This window comes from Paraburkholderia sejongensis (genome assembly GCF_020880815.1).
Classification (GTDB): domain Bacteria; phylum Pseudomonadota; class Gammaproteobacteria; order Burkholderiales; family Burkholderiaceae; genus Paraburkholderia; species Paraburkholderia sejongensis.
In genome coordinates, this window is record NZ_JAJITD010000006.1 from 36990 (window position 1) to 57637 (window position 20648).

Genomic DNA, 20648 nt, shown 5'->3' on the forward strand with positions numbered 1-20648 from the left:
GATAAGATCGTGCGGGATGAAGTGGGCATCCACCGCATTCGTCATTGACCGGGACTTGGTCCCGGGGGAGAAGGGCATTGAACAGACTGACCATGACATCCTGGACCATCAGTCGGTCGCGGCTTTACTGAAAGTGGAGTGCTCCCAAACTACATCGTCCATCGCCAGTCCGACGATCCAGCGAAACACCATGTTGTAGGAAATTGCTCCATCGGCATGCATTCCCTGCGAATACAGGACTTGCAACAGTAGTGCGAATCAGCTTCTCCGGCGCAATGCTTGCGCGTCCGCCCTTCGCGGCGCTCCCGTACATGCGCGAAAAGACCGAATTCGCGCGGGCGAGCGCATTGTTCAACCACAGCCGGATCGGTCGCACCGGGTGATTGGCCGGAACGAAGTCGTTCAGCCTGGACATCGTGAACATTGACCCGATACAGCCGCCCGCTCCGCGATCCTTCAGTCTCTATGTTGTCCGATTTTTCGTTCCAACATTTACCCGTCTCGCGCAGATGACGAAATAATCTGTATGCGCTGTTCCAAATCCGCGCTCTTATTATGAGGGCCAAAGTGAGACAACCTTTCGAAGCTGCGCCCCGAACGCGCCGTTTCGTCCTCCCTGGTTATACGAATCAACGATTAAACCAAAGAAGCCGATCTCAAAAAATCTTCGGAATATTAAGCAAACTTGAAAATTGGAGTGCGCACAGGGCTACACCGTCGGACGAGTCAGAAGGCCGGTACGTGAAGTCTCGATACCTCAACGGTTGGGCGGTCGCAGACCTTATCCGCCATGGGCGTCGTGCAGGCTAAAAGTTAACCTGTTATGTGTCAACAATTGTTGAATCCGCGAACCGTAGCAGTTTTTGGGGAGCCGCTCGCGCCAACAAAAAACGGCCGCTAACCCTCAGCGGCCGCCTTCTCAACTCACACAATCAAACCGCCGTCTTCGCCAACACCTGCGAAGCAACCTCGTCCACCGCCTCACGCGTCAGCTTCACGATCTCGTCCACGTCGCTGCGCGTCGTCACCAGCGGCGGCGCAAAGCCGAGAATATCGCCGTGCGGCATCGCCCGCGCAATCAGCCCGCGCTGCATCGCCGCGGCCGACACGCGCGGCCCGACCTTCAGCGCCGCATCGAACGGTTGCCGCGCATCCTTATCGGCCATGAATTCGAGCGCGGCCAGCATGCCCACGCCCCGCACTTCGCCGACCAGCGGATGCGAATCGAACGCCGCATGCAACTGCTCCAGCAGATACGCACCGGTTTGCGCGGCATTGTGCGTGAGGTTCTCGCGTTGCAGGATTTCGAGGTTCGCGAGCCCCGCCGCCGCGCAGATCGGATGACCGGAATAGGTCCAGCCGTGCCCCATTGCGCCCGACTCCTGGGATGCCTTATCGATCACGTCCCACACCTGTTCGCTGACGATCACACCCGACAGCGGCGCATACGCACTCGTCAAACCCTTCGCAACGGTGATCAGATCCGGGGCAATCCCATAGTGCTGCGCGCCCATCTTCGAACCAACCCGCCCGAACCCGCACACCACTTCGTCGCTGATCAACAGAATGTCGTGCTTCTTCAACACCTGCTGGATCGCCGGCCAGTACCCGGCCGGCGGCGGCAAAATCCCGCCGGTGCCCATCACCGGCTCGCCGATGAACGCGGCGATCGTATCCGCGCCTTCACGCGCAATCAGCTTTTCGAGTTCATCGACGCAATACGCGACGAACTGCGCTTCGCTCATACCCGCCGGCGCGCGCCGATACCAATGCGGACACACGGTGTGCTTGACGCGCTCAACCGGCAGATCGAAGAACTGATGAAAGCTCGGCAGACCGGTGAGGCTGCCGGTGACGATACCCGAGCCGTGATAGCCGCGCTCGCGCGAAATGATCTTCTTCTTGTTCGGCCGGCCCTTCACGTTGTTGTAGTACCAGACGAGCTTGATCTGCGTTTCGTTCGCATCCGAGCCCGACATCCCGTAGTACACCTTCTTCATTCCCTGCGGCGCCCAGTCGATAATCCGCGACGACAGTTCAATGATCGTGTCGGTGGAGTGGCCGACATAGGTGTGGTAATACGCGAGGTTCTTCGCCTGCTCGTAGATCGCCTCGGCCACTTCGGTGCGGCCATAGCCGATGTTCACGCAGTACAGTCCCGCGAATGCATCGATATACGACTTGCCTTGATGATCTTCGATACGGATGCCCTTCGCGCCGGTCACGATCCGGCCAGGCAGCGCGCCGCTCGCGTGATCGTGCGCGTGCGTCGACGGATGCATAAAGTGCGCGCGGTCCGCGCTCAGCAGTTGATCGAGTTTATTCATGGGTCGCTCCTTCGGGTGATGTTCAAATCAAAAAGTGAATGACTGATCGGTTGGCTTCAGGCGGTCGCATTCGCCGCCATCGCGCTCGCCGCGTCACGCGCGGGCATGCTGTCGGTGACCGGAAGTCCAAGTTGGCCGAGGCAGAAATAGCGCGTCTCCACGAACGGCTCGAAGCCTTCCGCACCGCCTTCGCGGCCGAGCCCGGATGACTTGATCCCGCCAAACGGAATCGGCGCACCGGTGAATTTCGCACCGTTGACCGACAGCATCGCGAAGTCGAGCCGGCGGATCAGTTGGAATACCGTGTTCAGTTCTTTCGCGCATACATAGGCGGCGAGTCCGAATTCGGTGTCGTTCGCGCGCTCGACTACTTCGTCGAGCGAATCGAATGGCGTCACCGCCGAGATCGGCGCGAAGTTCTCCTCGTCGTAGATGCGCATGCCGGCCGCCGCGTCGGCCGCCACGGTGGGCTGGAAGAACCAGCCGCCGCGCTCGTGCGCCGCGCCGCCGACCGTGATGCGCGCGCCCTTGTCCCGTGCGTCGGCGACACGCTGCGCGGTCGCGTCGAAAGCGGCCTGGTGCATCAGCGGACCGACATCGACACCCGGCTCGAACGCGTCGCCGACTTTCAATGCCCGCACCGCGTCGCTATATCGCTCGACGAATGCTTCGTACAACGGACGAGCGACGAAGATCCGGTTCGCCGCGCAGCAGTCCTGCCCGGAAGTCTGGAACTTTGCGGCGACCGCGACGCGTACCGCCTGTTCGAGGTCCGCGTCTTCGGTAACGATGAACGGCGCGTTGCCACCCAGTTCGAGCGCGGTCTTCTTGATGCCCGCGTTGGCCGCCGTCTGCATCACCAAAGCGCCGACGCGGGTCGAGCCGGTGAAGCTGACCGAGCGCACCCGGCGATCCGAGACTAGCGTTTGCATCGCCATTTGCGGCTCGCCGAGCACTACGTTGAATACGCCGGCGGGAAAGCCCGCTTCTTCGGCCAACTGCGCGAGCGCGAGCGCCGAGAACGGCGTTTCGTGCGCGGGCTTCGCAACCACCGTGCAGCCGGCGGCGAGCGCGGCGGCAGCCTTGCGCGTGAGCATCGCGCAAGGGAAATTCCACGGGGTGATCAGCGCGGCGACGCCGACCGGTTCGACGATCGTGCCCAAATGCGCGCCGTCGATATGCGTCGGAATCGTGCGGCCGTTCAGGCGCCGCACTTCATGCGCGAACCATTCGACGAAACTCGCGCCGTACGCGATCTCGCCGCGCGCTTCGGCGAGCGGCTTGCCCTGCTCCAGCGACAGAATCGCCGCGAGATCCTGCTGATGGCGCAGGATCAGTTCGTGCCAGCGCAGCAGCAGCGCCGAGCGCTTCGCGACCGGCAGCCAGCGCCAGGTCGTGAACGCGCGCTGCGCGGCATCGAGCGCGGCGGTGATCTGCGCGGCGTCGAGCATCGGCACATGACCGAGCACTTCCTGATTTGCGGGGTTCTGCACCGCTACGCTGGCGGCGCTCGCGCTATGAATCCAGCGCCCGTCCACGTAGCACAGCGATTTGAAGAGAACCGGATGACCCAGCAACATGACGACCTCCTGTGTGCGATATCTGCTATCACTGTAGGTCCGGCGGCAGTGCGGATTTTTTTGTTGTGGCGTCGGGAAAATTGCGTTTTTTCTGCAATCGGCCTTCATCGGAGAGGTTTTTTGGGCGGGCCTTTAGCCGCGCGTATTACCGCATCGGTCATGCCTATGCACCAGCTCACGCCCGTGCCCCTTCACCCGTTCTCGGACTCCCGCGCCCATTGCGGCAAGCCTTCATCGCCGGCCTTGACGACCTTCGTGACGATGTACGTAAAGTACTTTTCGATGCCCAGTTCGTCGGTCAGGAGCGTGTCGATGAAGCGCTGATAGTGGTCGATATCGCGCGACAGCACCTGCATCACGTAATCGACGCCACCGCCCGTCGCCAGACACTGCACCACCTCGGGCGCGGCGGCGATGCGCTCCTCGAAGCGCCGCATGTCGGGCGCGGTATGACGCCCGAGCGTAACCTCGACCACCACGCGGCTGCCCTTGAACGCGCGCACCCAATCGATATCCGCGCGATAGCCGCGTATTACGCCCTCTTCTTCGAGGCGCTTCACGCGCTCCCATGCCGGCGAGATAGACAGATTGATCTCTTCGGCGAGGCGCGATTTCGTAATGCGTCCGTCGCGCGCGAGGATGCGCAAAATCGCGAGATCGTAGCGATCGAGTTTCATCGCGCGTTCAGACCGCGACCGGGATGCCGCGTTCGAGCACGTCAGCCACCACCGCGACCGTATCGCCGATCCGCACGAGCCCCGGGAAATGCCGCGCGGCCAGCATACCGGCACGGCGCGCGCGGTATTCGACCGGCGCGACGCCGGTGCGCGCCGCATCGTAGACCCGCGCGATCACCTCGCCGCTGTCGACCATCTCGCCGAGGTCCTTGCACAAGTCGAGCAAACCGTCGTGCTCGCTGGTCGTGTAGCAGCTGCCGTCGGGCATATCGAGCAGTGTCGTGGTGCGCGGTGCTGCGCGAGTTGCTTCGTCCTGCTTGAGAATGCCCGCGTGCTGCAGGAAGCCGCGCACGCCGCGCTCCGCCACCGCGACGCTCTGCACGGTCGCGGTGCCGCCGCCGCCCAGCTCGGTCGACACGAACACCTTGCCCGCTTCTTCGACCGCCGTGTCGTACAGTCCGACGCTATCGAGTTCGAGCATCCGCATCGAATACGGCGCGCCGAACGCGCGCATCGCCGCTTCGCAGCGCGCCTGCTGCGTTGCGTCAGGCAACAGATGAATCGCGGCGAACGGCACGAAATCGAGCGTGCGGCCACCCGCGTGCAGGTCGAGCACATAGTCGGCGAGCGGCAGCAGATAGCGCTGAAAATAATCGGCGATCTTCTCGGTCACGGTGCCGTCCGGCTTGCCCGGAAAGCTGCGGTTCAGATTGCCGCGGTCGATCGGCGACGTGCGGGTGCCCGCGCGAAACGCGGGGAAGTTCATGAACGGCACGACGATCACGCGGCCGGATACGTCGCTTGCTTTGAGCGTGCCGGCGAGCTTCGTCAGGGCAATCGGCCCTTCGTACTCGTCGCCGTGATTGCCGCCGGTCAGCAGCGCGGTCGGCCCGTCGCCGTTGCGAATCACGGTGAGCGGAATCATCACCGCGCCCCACGCGGAGTCGTCGTGCGAGTGGGGCAGTTTCAGAAAGCCGTGCTGCTCGCCGTCGGCGTCGAAATCGACCGTCGGTTGAATCGGGGATGCCCGCATGTATGCCACTCCTTCATGAGCCGCGTAGGCGGCGTCCTGCTCATTGCAGGTCAACGGCCGATCGACGCGCGTCATAGCACCGGCGCGTCGTTGCGAAAAATCATTCCCGCATTCGCGGCCCGTGCGCGCTGCAGCGCGAGTGCGGCAATCGCGGTGTCCTGCGCACCGGTGCCGGTCAGATCGCAGATCGTCACGTCGGCTTCGCTGCTGCGACCCGCTGCCTGACGCGCGATCACCTGACCGAGTTCGACGAACGACGCATCGGCACGCAGCGTGCCGGCGTTCAACGCGTGACGCAGTTCGCCGAGCACGCGCATCTGCTGCACGCGATCGCAAACGTAGCGCGCGGCCGCCAACGCGGCCGGCGCGATTTCGTTCTTGTGCTCGGTATCCGAGCCCATCGCGGTGATGTGCAAACCCGGATGCAGGTCGGCGAGTTCGATCAGCGGCGTGCGGCTCGGCGTGGTGGTAATGGCGATGTCCGCTTCGACGAGCGCGCTGTGAACGTCGCGCGCGACCCCGCATTGCACGCCGAGCGTGTCGCTTACTTCAGCCGCGAAGCGCCGCGCGCTCTGCGAATTGCGCGCCCACACCCGCACCCGTTCGACGCGCCGCAACAGCATCAACGCGCGCAATTGCAGCCGTGCCTGTTCGCCTGCGCCGAGCACCGCGACTTGCGGCGTGTGCGGATTCGCGAGCCAGCGCGCGGCCACGGCGCCGGCCGCGGCGGTGCGGATCGCGGTCAGATAGCCGTTGTCGAGCAGCACCGCTTCGGTCAAGCCCGTACGCGCCGACAACACCAGCATCAAACCATTCAGGCTCGGCAAACCGAGCGCGGGGTTATCGAAAAAGCCGGGGCTCACCTTGATCGCGAAGCTGTCGAGACGCGGCAGCCACGCGGTCTTCACGTCGACTTCGCCGTTGTGCGCGGGCAGGTCGAGCCGCAGAATCGGCGGCATCGCGACCGCCTCGGTGGCGAGCGCGAGAAAGGCCGCCTCGATCTGGTCGATCGCGGCCAGATCGAGCGGCATGAGTTCGCGAAGCTCGGCTTCGCCAAGGAGCATGATGGCAGTCATCGTGTGGTGCGCGAGCTTGATTGCGATTTGGTCTGCGAACCATCGGCGGCGATCAAGCGCCGATGCAGATCCATGCCGATGTTCGCGCCGGTTACGACGAGCACCAGCGGCCCGCGCTCGATGCGCTCGGCCGGCAACACGCGATCGAGCACCGCGGCCATGCCGACCGCGGCCGCGCCTTCGACCACGAGCCGTTCATGCCGGTACGCATGCACGATTGCGCGCGCAATCGACGCTTCGTCAAGCAGCACGGTCTGGTCGATCAACTCGCGCGTCAGCGCATACGTATAGCGGTTATCAAGCCCGATGCCACCGCCGAGCGAATCGGCGAGCGTGTCCAGCTCCTCGACCAGCACCGGTTTGCCGGCCGCGAGACTCGCGTGCATCGCCGCGCCGCGCGCCAACGTCACGCCGGTCAGGCCGATCGCGCGATTCGCGCTTTTGGCCGCGAGCGCGATGCCCGCAAACAGGCCGCCGCCCGACAACGGCACGACGATGTTCGCGACATCCGGCAACGCCTCGACGATCTCGAGGCCGATCGTGCCCTGCCCGGCAATCACGAACGGATCGTCGAATGGCGGCACGTACGCGAAGCCCTCTTCGCGCGCGAGCCGCAATGCTTCGTGCTCCGCTTCGTCCTGGCTCTGCCCGCTAACGCGCACCTGTGCGCCGAGCGCGCGAACCGCGTCGACCTTGTTCGCCGGCACGAGTCGCGACAGACACACCGTTGCGTCGATGCCGAGTGCGCGCGCCGCATACGCGAGCGCACGGCCATGATTGCCGGTCGACGCGGTCACCACGCGCGCGCAGCCGGTTTTGGCGAGCCGCGCGAGCGCATTGGTTGCGCCGCGCAGCTTGAAGCTGCCGGTCGGCTGCACGGTTTCGAGTTTCAGATAAACGGGGGTACCTGCCAGCGCCGACAGCACCGGAGCTTCGACGAGCGGCGTGCGGCACACACGCCCGTCGAGACGGGCGCGCGCGCGGTAGATGTCGGCGGGAGAAAGATCGACTGACGACGGAACGGACATGCACTGGGCCCTGCATCGAAAGAGATGATTCGAGTTGATTCGCGGTTTCGATGCAGCGGCCACTAACGGGGATAAAGCGCGTCCGGCGCGGCTGCATCGCTTTCATGCAGCCCAGTCTAGTGTTCTAAAAAAGGATTTCTATTGTCCTAGTTCATTTCCGGCGGCGTGACGGCCCCTCATGCCTTGGCCTCCGAGGGGCCTGGAATCGCCTTGAGCGGCGGTTCGACCGGCAACTCCCCCGGCAGGTAGCTCGGCAACCGGCTGGCGGGAAAAATTGCGAGTATGGAAATCATCGCCATGATCAGCAGCCCCATTTTCAACGCGCGCAGGCGGGCATCCTCATTGACCTGCAACGCCGCGGCGACCTGTTCCGGGCTCGCGCTGGTGGCCTCCAGCGCGCTCCGCAACCGGTCGTTGCTGACGAAGTTGATATTGTCGAGATTGACCTGAGCCTGCAGTTCCGGCGTAAGCACCGGCGTTTCGCTCACATTGCGCATCACGCTCCCCGCCAGCAGACTCACGAGCAACGCACCGGCGACCGCCGTGCCGACGGCGTTCGCGAGATTGTTAGTGGTGCCACGCAACGAGCCGACGTCGTTTGCCAATTCTTTCGGCGACGCGCTGACCAGCACGTTGAACACCAGCGTGACCAACGCCCCCTGGCCGATCCCGAACACCACCAGACCGATCAGTACCGGAATCTCGCTCCAGTTGTTGCGGACCACGAACGCAAGCCACAGCAACGCGACCGTCGTAACGATGAAACCGTAACGGCCGATCTGCCGCGGCGTGAGCGTCGCGTAGAAACGCACGATCAGCATCGCCGAGAAAAACACCGACAGATTGAACGGCAGCATCGCGATCGCGGTGGACAGCGGCGTGCGTCCCTGCACGATCTGGATATAGAGCGGCACGGTGAAGTTCAGCATCGCCTCCAGCGCGACCACCGCGAACATCGCGACGACCGCCGCTCGTTCGCTCGACGACGTCACCACTTGCAGCGCGAGCAACGGCGTCTTGCCGGCTTCGCTGCGCCGCCGCGTCCAGACCACGAACGCCTGGCCGATCACGATCCCGAGCACGATCATGACCGGCGCCGGCGACAGCCCGAACAGGTCGAACGGCGCGGCCGGCCGCACCGGCCCGAGACCCCAGCGGTTCAGGTTATTGAAGCCGAACGTGATCAGCACGATGGCCGCCGCGGCGAGGATCACGCCGACCATGTCGATATTGACTTCGGGGCGTCCGCGGTCGGCCTTCAGCCGGAAACTCAGCAGCAGGATCACGGCCGCAAGAACGATCAGGATTCCGAACACCGGCCGCCAGCCGATGTAAGTGCCGAGCATCCCGCCGACCAGAAAGGCGGTGACGCCGGCGCCCGCCCGCGCCGAGCCGAGCGCGCCCAGCGCGGTGGCCTGCTGGTTGCCGCGATAGTTCTCGGCGATCAGCGCGACCAGAGCCGGCACGATCGCGGCGCCGGCCAGCCCCGACACCGCCTGCGCGGTAATCATCGCGCTCGCGTTCGGGCTGAAGGTCATCAGCACCTGGGCGGCGCCGAACACGAGCACCGCGATGCGGAATACCAGCAGCGAGCCGAAGCGCTGGTTCAGCTTCGCGCCCAGCATCACGAACGCGGCGACCGACAGCGAATACATGACGATCCCGGTCGCGATCGTGGTAGGCGGCACGTTGAAACTCTTAACCATGCCGCCGAGCGCCACCGGCAGCGACGCCACGTTGAACGACATCAGTACCTGGGTCAGTGCGATGGTGATCATCGGCACCCAGGATTCCTTCTTTTCTTCGAGCACCGTCGTGCCCGCGACTGTCACCACCGCTGTCTGAGTCGGCATTGTCCGCTCCTGTTTCAGTCGTGTTCCCGATAGGGTTCCGAAACAAACATGTCCATACCGAGGCGTCGCGACAGAAAGCGCGCCGCCAGTTGCCCCTTCACGCTATTGCCGGCCGCATCCAGCCGCGGCGCGAATGTCCCGAGTCCGCTTTTGCCCGGCGACACGGTAACGATGCCGCCGCCAATGCCGCTCTTGCCCGGCAGGCCGATGTCGCACAGCCAGTCGCCGGAGGTCTCGTACAGGCCCGCGGTGACCATCACCGCGAGCGTGTAGTGACAGACCTCGTTATCGACGACCCATTCGCCGGTCAGCGGATTAAAGCCGCCGTCGGCCAGCGTGGCCCCCATCACCGCGAGATCGCGCGCGTTGATATCGAGGCAGCATTGGCGGGTATAGAGATCCGTCGCGGTCTTCGGATCGCAACCGAGGCGGCCATAGCCATGCAGTACATTGGCGATGCCGCGATTGCGGAAATTGGTTTGCGACGCCGACGCATACACCTCTTCGTTCACGGTCAACTCACGTCCGGCGAAACGCGACAATCCCTGTCGAATAAAGTCCCATTTCTCCAAACTGCTATTTCCGGGTACCAGGCTGGTGGTCGCGATCGCGCCGGAATTGACCATCGGATTAGTGCGGCCGTCCGGCGAACGCTCGATTGCGCTCAGCGAATTGAACGGCAAGCCGGTGCTGTTGACACCGAGTTGTTCTCGGCACGTGGCTGCACCGATTGCCTGACACACCAGCGCAAAAACGAATGGCTTCGAAATGCTCATGATGGTGAACGGATAATCGACGTCACCCGCCGAGTAAACGTTCCCATTGATACCGACCAGACAAATGCCGAATAGATCGGGCCGCGCTCTTTCAAGAGCGGGATAAACATTGGAGACCACGCCGTCCGTATCGGTACGGAAGCGCTCGTGCGCTTCATGGACCAGTCTTTCGACCACGTAGGGCACCGGAAGCTGTCCGGTGGAAACGTAATCGCGAGTTGCGTCGCCTTCCCCATTTTTCATGATGGCTCTCAGCGTGGGTGAAATGTTCAGACTGTTTTTTAGAAGAGTTTCATTAGGAAGTCAAACTAGCACTGAAATAAAAAACGCATTGCGCATTTCAAGCCGCAATACCGTTCCATAAGGTTGTGGATTTTGTTAACTAAAGCGTGACCGGCAAGCCGATACTGCGCGATTATGCGCTCGCATCGAGCTCGCGGCGTGCTGCGGAAACTCGTGGGAAAAGCGTGACGCCCATCGAAATCAAATCCACACCCAGAAAAACTTCGAGCAGCCAGATCGGCGTGGCGGGAAAAGTGGCGGCGAGAAATATCGCGAAGAAAAAAGATAATCCCGCACGGAAGATAGGAATGCCATTGCGGATGACCGGCGCGCCACCAACCGACGCGACGATTTTGAAGTAGCCGTCAAGTACGAAAAATATCATCAGCATCACGGCGAGGCTGCGCGCATGAGGGCCGTCGTTCAACAGGATCAGCGTACCGATCAGAAGCGCGATCACGACCGGCGCCGCCCCTTTTAACCGCGCGGCGGCACCGCGCGCCGAAAAAAGCCGATATGCATGAACGAAGCCGCAGAAAATCAGAATCCGGCCGATAAAAGGCGGACCGTCGATGTGTGGAATGAATGGAGCGAGCACGCAGAATACGCCGGCAATCACGAGCAGTATCGCCGCGGGCCGCGAGCGCAATGAGCGCGTTGCACGCTTGCCGCCGTCTTCGAGCTTGTCGCTGGCAGGCCTGTCCATCTCGCGGACCTCTTGCTGGTGATCTGGTGATCCTGGTGAAGTTGCGGCGCCGGACAGAACCAGGCGGCCGGGCAGGTTTTATTGCGTCACGCGATGTCGATTATCGTCACGATGCGCGCCTGCTGGCAACTTCAATTGGCGAAGCTTGTGGTTCGCGTGGGCCCGCGCGGTGAAGCGGCCCGCGCGGCATGCGAACTGGATCGCGCAAGCGCTGCCTCAGGTGAAATCGTGCACCTGCGGATACTGCTCGAAAACGTCGAGCATCGTTTCCAGCGCGGCCTTATAGGTGTCTTCGCCGACTTCCGCGCCGACGCACACACGCACCGCGTTCGGACGGTCCGCGTCGCGCACCAGAAACGGATCGGGCGACGTGACCGCGATGTCGCGATTGCGCAGCTCGCGCACCAGCCGGTCGGTGCGCCAATGGTCAGGCACCCGCAGCCATGCCGACAACGCCTGCGGATGCGCGCCGAGTACATACTTGCCGAGCGTCTGCCGCAATTGCGCCTGGCGGCGGCTCAACCGCTCGCGCTGGATTCCGACCAGCCGCGCCGCGGTGCCGTCGACGATCCAGCGCGTCGCGACCTCCGCCATCGGCGGCGTCGCCATCCAGCTGCTCACGCGCAGCACGCTTTCGGCGCGCAGCGCGAGCCGGCGCGGCGTGGTCAGATAGCCGATGCGCAGTCCGGCCATCACCGACTTCGTCATGCTCGTACAGTAGAACGAAAGATCGGGAATCAGGCTCGAGATCGGCGTCGAATGTTTGGCCGGCAAGGGTCCGTAGACATCGTCCTCGATGATGTACACGCCGTAGCGTTCGGCGATTTTTGCAATCGCGCGCCGCCGCGATTCCGGCATCAACGCGACGGTCGGATTGTTCAGCGTCGGTGTGCAGACGAGCGCGGAAATGCGCTCGCTATCGCACATTTCCTCGAAGTGCTCGGGGTGAATTCCGTACTCGTCGATTTCGAGGCCCTTCAGCGTGAAGCCGAGCACGTTCGCCGAGCCGATCACGCCGTGATCGGTCAGGCTCTCGCACAGCACCGTGTCGCCCGGGCCGACCAGAGATGCGAGCGCGAGAAAGATGCCGTGCGCCGCGCCGTTGGTGACGAGCAAAGTATCCGCGGAGGCCGGCATGCCGAGCGACGCGAGCCACGCGACGCCCGCCTGGCGATGATGCTCGAAGCCGGCAATCGGGCGGAACGCGCGAATCCACGGCTGATCGTCGAGGGTGGACAGCGTCGCGCAGACCTTGCGCCACATCGCATCGTGCTCGGACGTGTGAATGATGCGCGCAATCGAAAAATCGACCACCGAGCGCTCGGCCGTATCGAGCATGTAGCTCGACATCGTTTCGGTCACGCGCGCGGCGACGAAGCTGCCGCGCCCAACCTCGCAGCGGATCAACCCTTGCCGCTCCAGTTCCTTGTATGCGTTGGTGACCGTCTGCACGCTGATCGTCAGCTCCGCGGTGACGTCGCGCTGCGGCGGCAAACGCGCGCCCGGCGGCAGCGCGGCGCTCTCGATGTCGCCGGCGATCGCCTTGACCAACCGCTTGTATTTCGATTCCACGCCGTGCACCGCGCGCACGGCTTCGCGCCACTGCTCGATCACCGCTGCTCCTTTTGCGTCTCACGTCGTCTCGCGTCGTCCCCAATAGTGAGGCCAAAAGGGGGCGAAAAATAATTGTCCTAGGGCAATCGGCGGGGAAAATATCCGGTGTGATGCTGGCGTTCGGGATGATGCAATGCAGCGAGTCACGCGAGAAGCGTCTGTCCAACCCCTGCTAATGCGCACAATACGACGATCGCCAGCGGCGGAATTTGCCAGCGTGTCAGTAGGAGAAAGCCCGTTGTCGCGACAGCGAAATCGACTCCCGAATGCACCGCACTCGTCCACACCGGCGAGTAAAGCGCCATCGCCAGCAGTCCGACCACGGCCGCGTTTACGCCGCCGAGCAGTGCCGCCATCGACGGATGCGCGCGCAGCGCCTGCCAGTACGGCAGCGCGGCCAGCACCAGCAGCAAGCCCGGCAAAAAGATGCCGAGCGTCGCCAGCAACGCACCGGCCCAGTGATTCGGCGCAGCCGTCATGCTCCAGCCGAGAAACGCGGCGAACGTGAACAATGGCCCGGGCACCGCCTGCGCCACGCCGTAGCCCGCAAGAAAATCGTTCGACGTGACCCAACCGGTCGCGACCGTGTGCTCCTGCAATAGCGGCAGCACCACGTGACCGCCGCCGAACACGAGCGCGCCGGATCGATAGAAGCCGTCGAACACACTGAACGCATGCGCCGCGCCGAAGCGCGTCAGCAGCGGCAAGCCGAACAGCAGCACGCAGAACAGCGTCAGCGCGATCGCGCCGGCCCGGCGCGACACCCGAAACTGATTTCCGTGTTGCAGCTCGCCGGCCGGCGGCGCGACGGCGGTGGCAGTCGCGTTCGCGCGGCACAACAGCCAGCCCAGCGCCGCGCCCACGACGATCACGATCAGTTGCGCGTAGACCGTCGTCAGCACGCCGAGCAGCACCAATGCGACGACGGCGATCGCCGCGTGGCGCCGATCCGGGCACAGACGCCGCGCCATGTCCCAGACCGCCTGCGCGACAACCGCGACCGCGACGAGCTTCAGCCCGTGAATCAGGCCGCTGCCGGCGCGGCCGCCGAGATCCGGTGCAATCGCCGCGAACGCGATCAGCAGCAGCACCGACGGCAACGTGAAACCGCACCACGCGGCGAGCCCGCCGAGCCACCCCGCCCTGAGTACACCGATGGAAAAGCCGACCTGGCTGCTGGCCGGCCCCGGCAGGAATTGGCACAAACCGACGAGGTCGGTGAAGGTCGCGTCGTCGAGCCAGCCGCGACGATCGACGAATTCGCGGCGGAAGTAGCCGAGGTGCGCGATCGGACCGCCGAACGAAGTCAGGCCGAGTTTCAGAAAGACCGCGAGCACTTCGGCCGCGCTACCGGCGCGCAGCTGGGCATGCGGTTGTGCGGAGGTTCCGGTGCGTGCATTTCGCATTCACTCCATCTCCGGCTCGAACGCGAACTGCTCGATCTGACCATCGCGCGCGACCACCACCGTGCTCTCCGGAATTTCCTGCCACCACCCCGGCAAATCCGCGAGCGGTTCCGACAGCACCAGAAACGCATCCTGCCCGGCCATCGCAATGCGCGGATCGTCGGGATACAACTCGTGCAAATGACGGAACGACGTGTTGTGAAACAGCGAGCGCGATTGCCGTTCGCTCGAATAACGCACCGCGACGATCTGCTCGCCGTCGGTCGCGCACACGGTCATGTTCAGCGGTTCATCGACGCCGTGACGCCGGCCGGTTTCCTCGACGAAGCCCACCATCCGTTTGAGCGCGGTGACCGGCGCCAACGCGAGCCCGAACGTCAGTGCGAGAAAGAACAGCACTTCGGAATCGGTCGACCCTTCGATCGACGGGAATAGTTCCGGTGAAATCGCGACCATCAGATCGCGGCGTAGCGCCGGATAGTTGCGCACGAGGCCGTTGTGCGCGAACAGCCAGCGGCCATGACGAAACGGATGACAGTTGGTTTCCTGCGACGGCGTATCGGTCGCCGCGCGAATATGCGCGACGAACAGCGGCGCATGGATCGCGCGCGCCGCTTCGCGCAGGTTGCGGTCGCTCCACGCCGGCTGGATGCAGCGATAGCGAAACGGAATGTCGGTCGGATGCCCGTACCAGCCGATCCCGAAACCGTCGCCGTTGGTGGTCGTCTGGCCGAGCCGCGAATGCAGGCTCTGATCGATCAGCGAGTGCTTCGCGTTGAACAGCACCGTTTCGAGTTGTAGCGGTTTGCCGGAATAAGCGAGCCAGCGGCACATGGAATCCCTCCTGTCGAATAGTGAACCGCCATCAAATCTCCACCCGCGCGCCTACTTCGATCACGCGATTGGCCGGCAGTTTAAAGAATGCCGCAATATTGCCGACGTTGTGCAGCATCACCGCGAAGATCCGCTCGCGCCACAGCGCCATTCCGTGTCCGCGTTTGGGCACCACGGCCGCGCGGCTCAAGAACCACGACGCCTCGTCGGGATCGAACACGAAGTCCGCCGACCTGTATGCGGCCAGCGTTTGCGGCAAGTCGACGTCGTCCTTGAAGCCGTAGTTGACCGTCGCGTGCCAACAGCCCGCGCACAGCGGCTCGATCTGCACGCGCTCGCTGTCCGCCACCCACGGCACGCTCTTCGTCTTTACTGTCAGGAACACCGTGCGCTCGTGCAGTACCCGGTTGTGCCGCAAGTTGTTGACGAGCGCATGCGGCACCGCTTCGGCATTCGGCGTCAGAAAGATCGCGGTGCCGCCCACCCGTGTCGGCGAAGTTTCGAGCAGCGCGGCGAGATACGGTTTGAGCGGCGTTTTGCCGGCGCGCTCGCGCGCTTCGGCCAGCATCATTTCCCAACCGCGTCCCCACGTCGCCATGATCGTGAACACGATTGCGCCGACTACCAGCGGGAACCAGCCGCCATCCACTATCTTCAGCAGGTTCGCCGAGAAGAACAACGCGTCGATCACGAAGAAAAAGGTGGTGGACAGCACGCACAGCAGCCAGTTGTAGCCCCACGCGTAACGCACGACGAAGAACGTCAGTACGGTGGTGATCAGCATCGTGCCGGTCACCGCGATCCCGTACGCGGAGCCGAGCGCGGTGGACGAACGAAAACCCAGCACCGCCGCCACCACCGCGATCAGCAGAATCCAGTTGATCCCGGGCACATAGATCTGCCCGATCTCGCGCTCCGAGGTATGCACGATGTTCATGCGCGGCAGGAAGGACAGTTGCATCGCCTGCATCGTCATCGAATAGGTGCCCGAAATAACCGCCTGCGACGCGATCACGGTCGCGACGGTGGCCAGCACGATCATCGGCACGAGCGCCCATTGCGGAAACAGCCGGTAGAACGGATTTTGCACCGCGCCCGGGTTGGCCAGCAGCAACGCGCCCTGCCCCAGATAATTGAGCGCGAGCGCCGGAAACACGGCGCCGAACCAGGTGCAGCGAATCGGCCGCTTGCCGAAATGGCCCATGTCGGCGTACAGCGCTTCGGCGCCGGTCAGTGACAGCACGACCGCACCGAGCGCGACGAACGCGAGCCAGCGGTGATGCATGCAGAAGCGGAGACCTTCGAGCGGATTGAGCGCGTAGAGGATGACCGGCGCGGCCATGATATTGGCGATACCCGCTACCGCGATCGTGACGAACCACAGCACCATCACCGGTCCGAACACCGCGCCGATCCCGCCGGTGCCGCGCTTTTGCATCACGAACAGCACGATCAGCGCGGCGAGCGTCACCGGTATCACGTAGGTCTTCAGAGCGGGCTCGACCACTTCGAGTCCCTCCACCGCGCTCAGCACGGAAATGGCCGGCGTGATCACGCTATCGCCGAAGAACAGTGCCGCGCCCATCACGCCGACCCCGAGCAGCGTGCGCCGCAGGCGCGGCCGCGACTTGACCGACGACGCCGCGAGCGCCAGCAACGCCATGATGCCGCCTTCGCCATGATTGTTCGCACGCAGGATCAGCACGACGTACTTCAACGACACGACGATCATCAGCGACCAGAAGATCAGCGAGACGATGCCGACGATATTGAAAGCGTTCAGAGCGAGCCCGTTGCCGGGATCGAATACGGTGGCCAGCGTGTACAGCGGACTCGTGCCGATGTCGCCATACACGATGCCGAGCGCGGCGAGCGCAAGCGCCGGCAGGGCCTGTGACGCTTCGCCGTGGCCATGCTCCACCGGCGTCGCGGTTGCGGGTTCTCCCATGTCTCCCTCCTGATACGAATCGCGCGCGGGCCATGCTGGACGCGCCGCGCTTTCGTCGCGAATCTTTCGTTTCGTTGACTTGAATTCGTTCGATCGTACGGGCTGGGTTGCGCCGGGCGAGCGCAAGAGCCTGGAGGAAGTATAGAAATTTCCAGCGCATCCGGGCTCTGGAAACGATCTCATCGATGCGCGCAATGGCGTTCGCGAGGCTCAATGGTCAAGCGCATTCGCCTGAACAAAGGCAAGCGGTTCGGCCGGTCCGCATGAAGGCCGCGCGCAGTCGATCCGGCTGCGTTCAGTGTGAGGAAGAACAGGCGGTAGCGGGCACCGTCGTCTCCGGCGTCTGTTCGAGCCGGTTACCGCCCAGCGACTTGGCGCGGTACAACGCGCGGTCGGCGGCCGACAGCAACTCGGTCAGCGAAGCCGTCGTATCGCTCGTCCCGGCCAGACCGATGCTGACGGTCGCGCGAATCGGCTCGCCGTCCACGCGATGGGACATCGTCGCAAACCGGGACGCGACGGTCTCGCCGAGCGCTTTGGCTCGCGCGCTGTCGTAGCCCGGCAGCAGCGCGGCAAATTCTTCGCCGCCGATGCGTGCCAGAATCGCGTCCGCACCGGTCGCGCTTCGCACGGTCGCCGCGAACGACTGCAACACCTCGTCGCCGGTCTTGTGGCCATAGCGGTCGTTGATGCGCTTGAAGTGATCGAGGTCGAACGCGAGCAACGACACCGGTCGTCCGGCTGTTTCGTAGTCACGAATAATGCGCTCGCCCTCTTCAAAAAACAGCTTTCGATTGCCGAGGCGAGTCAGATAATCCGTGCGCGATTCCTTCAGCAATTCGGCGTGAATTTCTTCGCGGGTGAGCCGAAGCAAGGTCATCGGCAGAATGAACGAGTACAGCACCCCTTCGTACATCGTGATCTGGCTGGACACCGCCAGCAGGTGCGGCCCGAACCGCGCCACCAGCCACGGCAGCACCAACGCCCTGAACGCGTAAATCAGCGCGTGCAGACCGGCGACTGCAACTGCGAAGCGGCGCGATTGCCCCGCCGGCAGACGATCGCCGCGCAGCAGTTCGACGGCCGTCAGCGCGGAAGCCAGCGCGATCGGCAGCGCGCTCACATACATCCACACCGCGGCCGGCCAACGCATGCCGCCGATCGTCCAGATGAGCGCCATCAACAGCAATAGCGCAATCGAGCCGACTCGATACTGCCGGCCGTTGAACATCGCGACGCCGTGCAGCACCAGCAGATAGCCGGACAGAATCACCAGATTGCTCACCGCGGGGCCGGCGGCGCCCAGCAGCGCATTGCGAAAGGCGGCGAGCGCGCAGCCCGTTCCCAGCGTCGCGTAGCCGATCGCCAGCATGCGCAGTTCTCGCGCACGCTTCGGATGAGACAGATGTTCCCAATACAACATCGCGGAACTGGCCAGCAGGGTTCCGATCACGAGGAAGTAAAGGGTGGCTAAATCGACTTTCATCACTGACGCCAAAGCGCGTCCCCGGCACAACGGGAAGCAGGTTGCGGATCAAGCATGAGATAACGGCAAATGCCGCGATTTGTTGAGATGATACGCGACGCGCAGCCGCGACGGCCGGCTCGAAGCGGGCGAAATCCGCTTACGCGTAACGCGCGAGGAACATATCGACGGCTGCTTCCGCGACCCGCTTCTGCTCGCTCGCGTCGAGCAGCGGCTGCCCCATCGCCACTTGCGGCCAGAACGCGGACGCCTTGACGAGCCCCTGCAACTGCAGCGCCGCGAACACCGGATCGTCGGTCCTGATACGCCCGTCCGCGGCCGCCGCGCGCACCCATGCGGTCAAATCTTCTTCCCGCTCGCCCATTCGCGCGACCATGTCCCGCGCGCGTTCCGGCGCATGCAGCCCGGCCGCGATCGCGACGCGCGCCAGCGCGAGGAAAGAGTCGTTGTTCAGCAGGCGCAGCTTGCGCTGCACCAGTTCGAGCAGTTGCGCGCGCAGCGGCTGGCCGGCCCGATACCCGGGGGCGTCGCCGTCGTGGCTCGCGTCCCATAGCTGATGAAGAATCGCCGCGAACAGCGCGTCCTTGCTCGGGAAATGGTTGTAGACCGTGCGTTTGGACGCGTTCGCGCGGGCGGCGATACGGTCCATGCTGGTCGCGTCGTAGCCGGCCGCGAGAAATTCCTCGATCGCGGCGGCGATGATCGCCGCCCGTTTCCGGTCGGTCAGACGTTGAGGGGTACAGGATTGCATCGATGAATTTTACACTGGCCAGTTTACTTATCTCGAAAATAAACTACACTGCCGAGTGTACATTTTCCGGATGCTCAACTGATGACATCGCTCCCCGTTTTCGTGCGCCGCATGCTCGGCGTGACCGCCGCGCAACGCAGCCGCACGCTGTTCAACCGCTCGCCGCAGCACGACGGCGAACGCTTTCGCAACGTCAAGCCGCGTCCGGTCGAAGGTCTGCGCAAAACGCTCGGCCTCGCGTGGACCGTGCTGTTCAACAAGCCGCGCGGCACGGTGCCGGCCGACGCGTTGCCGGTCACCCCGCTGACGCGCGCGCAACTCGACGCGGCGCCCGATCGCAGCCTGTACCGGCTCGGTCATTCGACAATGCTGCTGAAGCTGCGCGGCCAGTTCTGGCTGACCGATCCGGTGTTCGCCGAGCGGGCGTCGCCGTTCCGCCATCTCGGTCCGAAGCGCTTTCACGCGCCGCCGATCGCGCTCGCCGAGTTGCCGCCGCTGCGCGGCGTGATCCTGTCGCACGACCATTACGATCATCTTGATCGCGACACGGTGCTCGCGCTTGCGCAGCACACCGAAGTGTTCCTGACGCCGCTCGGCGTCGGCGACCGGCTGATCGAATGGGGCATCGACGCGAGCAAGGTCCGGCAATTCGACTGGTGGCAAGACACCGAGGTCGACGGCATCCGCTTCACCGCGACGCCCGCGCAGCACTTCTCCGGGCGCAGCCTGTTCGACGGCAACCGCACGTTGTGGGCCTCGTGGGTGATCGTCGACGACGATCTGCGGGTGTTCTTCAGCGGCGACACCGGTTACTTCGACGGCTTCCGGACCATCGGCGAACGGCTCGGTCCGTTCGACGTCACGCTGATTGAAACCGGCGCATACGACGCAATGTGGCCGTACGTTCATATGCAGCCCGAAGAAACCGTGCAGGCGCATCTGGACTTGCGCGGCCGCTGGCTCGTGCCGATTCACAACGGCACCTTCGACCTCGCGATGCATCGCTGGCAGGAACCGTTCGAACGCGTGAGCGCGCTGGCGCTCACGCGCGGCGTCGCGCTGTCGACCCCGCGCATGGGCGAGCGGCTCGATCTGACCGCGGTGCATCGCGGCGAGCGCTGGTGGCGCGAAGTGGCGGCGCCGGTCGCCGCGCCGAAGGCGTCGTGGCGCTGGTGCGCGTCGCGTAGTGCCGGAGAAGAGGAAGGGGCGTCCTGATTTTCCTGGTGGATTGCCGACGGCCACGCAATGCGGTGGCCGCCGGCGGCGTTGGA

At 64.0% G+C, this 20648-nt stretch carries 16 protein-coding genes and 1 pseudogene; 1 reads left to right on the forward strand and 16 read right to left on the reverse strand.

Annotated features, from left to right (window positions below; genetic code table 11):
• Nucleotides 1-76 precede the first annotated feature (76 nt).
• The 16 genes and pseudogenes from LJ656_RS13150 to LJ656_RS13225 form a co-directional block, all read right to left on the reverse strand.
• Nucleotides 77-424 (reverse strand): annotated as a pseudogene (locus LJ656_RS13150) (transposase); the annotation flags it as partial.
• A gap of 508 nt (nucleotides 425-932) precedes the next feature.
• Entirely contained in the window at nucleotides 933-2327 is a 1395-nt protein-coding gene (locus LJ656_RS13155; protein ID WP_230509847.1) for an aspartate aminotransferase family protein, read from the reverse strand.
• A gap of 56 nt (nucleotides 2328-2383) precedes the next feature.
• Nucleotides 2384-3907, reverse strand: a complete 1524-nt coding sequence (locus LJ656_RS13160; RefSeq protein WP_230509848.1) for an NAD-dependent succinate-semialdehyde dehydrogenase — start codon at nucleotides 3905-3907, stop codon at nucleotides 2384-2386.
• Nucleotides 3908-4098: 191 nt separating this feature from the next.
• Nucleotides 4099-4584 (reverse strand): Lrp/AsnC family transcriptional regulator, encoded by a 486-nt coding sequence (locus tag LJ656_RS13165; RefSeq protein WP_230509849.1) that lies wholly within the window; start codon nucleotides 4582-4584, stop codon nucleotides 4099-4101.
• 7 nt (nucleotides 4585-4591) lie between these two features.
• Nucleotides 4592-5617, reverse strand: a complete 1026-nt coding sequence (doeB, locus tag LJ656_RS13170; RefSeq protein WP_230509850.1) for a N(2)-acetyl-L-2,4-diaminobutanoate deacetylase DoeB — start codon at nucleotides 5615-5617, stop codon at nucleotides 4592-4594.
• Nucleotides 5618-5688: 71 nt separating this feature from the next.
• Nucleotides 5689-6693, reverse strand: a complete 1005-nt coding sequence (locus tag LJ656_RS13175; protein ID WP_230509851.1) for a cyclodeaminase — start codon at nucleotides 6691-6693, stop codon at nucleotides 5689-5691.
• Nucleotides 6690-7721 carry a hydroxyectoine utilization dehydratase EutB gene (eutB, locus tag LJ656_RS13180; protein WP_230509852.1) on the reverse strand — a complete coding sequence of 344 codons (1032 nt, stop codon included), beginning with the start codon at nucleotides 7719-7721 and terminating at the stop codon, nucleotides 6690-6692. Before eutB ends, LJ656_RS13175 begins: the two co-directional genes overlap by 4 nt.
• Nucleotides 7722-7897: 176 nt before the next feature.
• Nucleotides 7898-9574 carry an MFS transporter gene (locus tag LJ656_RS13185; RefSeq protein ID WP_230509853.1) on the reverse strand — a complete coding sequence of 559 codons (1677 nt, stop codon included), beginning with the start codon at nucleotides 9572-9574 and terminating at the stop codon, nucleotides 7898-7900.
• Nucleotides 9575-9588: 14 nt separating this feature from the next.
• Entirely contained in the window at nucleotides 9589-10593 is a 1005-nt protein-coding gene (gene glsA / locus LJ656_RS13190; protein ID WP_230509854.1) for a glutaminase A, read from the reverse strand.
• Between the two features lie 172 nt (nucleotides 10594-10765).
• Nucleotides 10766-11251 (reverse strand): hypothetical protein, encoded by a 486-nt coding sequence (locus tag LJ656_RS13195; RefSeq protein ID WP_230509855.1) that lies wholly within the window; start codon nucleotides 11249-11251, stop codon nucleotides 10766-10768.
• Nucleotides 11252-11554: 303 nt separating this feature from the next.
• A complete protein-coding gene (gene ehuR / locus LJ656_RS13200; protein ID WP_230509856.1) occupies nucleotides 11555-12952 on the reverse strand; it encodes a MocR-like ectoine utilization transcription factor EhuR in 1398 nt (465 codons plus the stop codon).
• A gap of 143 nt (nucleotides 12953-13095) precedes the next feature.
• On the reverse strand, nucleotides 13096-14358 hold the full coding sequence (gene chrA / locus LJ656_RS13205; RefSeq protein WP_230509857.1) for a chromate efflux transporter: 1263 nt from the start codon (nucleotides 14356-14358) through the stop codon (nucleotides 13096-13098).
• A complete protein-coding gene (locus LJ656_RS13210; protein WP_230509858.1) occupies nucleotides 14359-15192 on the reverse strand; it encodes a class II glutamine amidotransferase in 834 nt (277 codons plus the stop codon).
• Nucleotides 15193-15223: 31 nt separating this feature from the next.
• On the reverse strand, nucleotides 15224-17140 hold the full coding sequence (locus tag LJ656_RS13215; protein ID WP_230509859.1) for a potassium transporter Kup: 1917 nt from the start codon (nucleotides 17138-17140) through the stop codon (nucleotides 15224-15226).
• A 295-nt stretch (nucleotides 17141-17435) separates the two neighbouring features.
• Nucleotides 17436-18626 (reverse strand): GGDEF domain-containing protein, encoded by a 1191-nt coding sequence (locus tag LJ656_RS13220; protein ID WP_230509860.1) that lies wholly within the window; start codon nucleotides 18624-18626, stop codon nucleotides 17436-17438.
• Between the two features lie 139 nt (nucleotides 18627-18765).
• Nucleotides 18766-19377, reverse strand: coding sequence for a TetR/AcrR family transcriptional regulator (locus tag LJ656_RS13225; RefSeq protein WP_230509861.1), 612 nt, complete (start codon nucleotides 19375-19377; stop codon nucleotides 18766-18768).
• An 81-nt stretch (nucleotides 19378-19458) separates the two neighbouring features.
• On the opposite strand from LJ656_RS13225, the gene LJ656_RS13230 reads away from it, so the two are divergent.
• Complete coding sequence (locus tag LJ656_RS13230; protein ID WP_230509862.1) at nucleotides 19459-20592, forward strand: MBL fold metallo-hydrolase; 1134 nt, start codon at nucleotides 19459-19461, stop codon at nucleotides 20590-20592.
• The last annotated feature ends 56 nt before the right edge of the window (nucleotides 20593-20648 follow it).

Excerpts from the sequence above, each read along its gene's own strand:
- glsA (WP_230509854.1), bottom strand. The coding sequence starts at position 10,593 with ATGAAAAATGGGGAAGGCGACGCAACTCGCGATTACGTTTCCACCGGA.
- LJ656_RS13165 (WP_230509849.1), bottom strand. The coding sequence starts at position 4,584 with ATGAAACTCGATCGCTACGATCTCGCGATTTTGCGCATCCTCGCGCGC.
- LJ656_RS13225 (WP_230509861.1), bottom strand. The coding sequence starts at position 19,377 with ATGCAATCCTGTACCCCTCAACGTCTGACCGACCGGAAACGGGCGGCG.
- LJ656_RS13175 (WP_230509851.1), bottom strand. The coding sequence starts at position 6,693 with ATGACTGCCATCATGCTCCTTGGCGAAGCCGAGCTTCGCGAACTCATG.
- LJ656_RS13230 (WP_230509862.1), top strand. The coding sequence starts at position 19,459 with ATGACATCGCTCCCCGTTTTCGTGCGCCGCATGCTCGGCGTGACCGCC.
- chrA (WP_230509857.1), bottom strand. The coding sequence starts at position 14,358 with ATGCGAAATGCACGCACCGGAACCTCCGCACAACCGCATGCCCAGCTG.
- eutB (WP_230509852.1), bottom strand. The coding sequence starts at position 7,721 with ATGTCCGTTCCGTCGTCAGTCGATCTTTCTCCCGCCGACATCTACCGC.
- LJ656_RS13185 (WP_230509853.1), bottom strand. The coding sequence starts at position 9,574 with ATGCCGACTCAGACAGCGGTGGTGACAGTCGCGGGCACGACGGTGCTC.
- LJ656_RS13210 (WP_230509858.1), bottom strand. The coding sequence starts at position 15,192 with ATGTGCCGCTGGCTCGCTTATTCCGGCAAACCGCTACAACTCGAAACG.
- doeB (WP_230509850.1), bottom strand. The coding sequence starts at position 5,617 with ATGCGGGCATCCCCGATTCAACCGACGGTCGATTTCGACGCCGACGGC.
- LJ656_RS13160 (WP_230509848.1), bottom strand. The coding sequence starts at position 3,907 with ATGTTGCTGGGTCATCCGGTTCTCTTCAAATCGCTGTGCTACGTGGAC.
- LJ656_RS13215 (WP_230509859.1), bottom strand. The coding sequence starts at position 17,140 with ATGGGAGAACCCGCAACCGCGACGCCGGTGGAGCATGGCCACGGCGAA.
- LJ656_RS13220 (WP_230509860.1), bottom strand. The coding sequence starts at position 18,626 with ATGAAAGTCGATTTAGCCACCCTTTACTTCCTCGTGATCGGAACCCTG.
- LJ656_RS13155 (WP_230509847.1), bottom strand. The coding sequence starts at position 2,327 with ATGAATAAACTCGATCAACTGCTGAGCGCGGACCGCGCGCACTTTATG.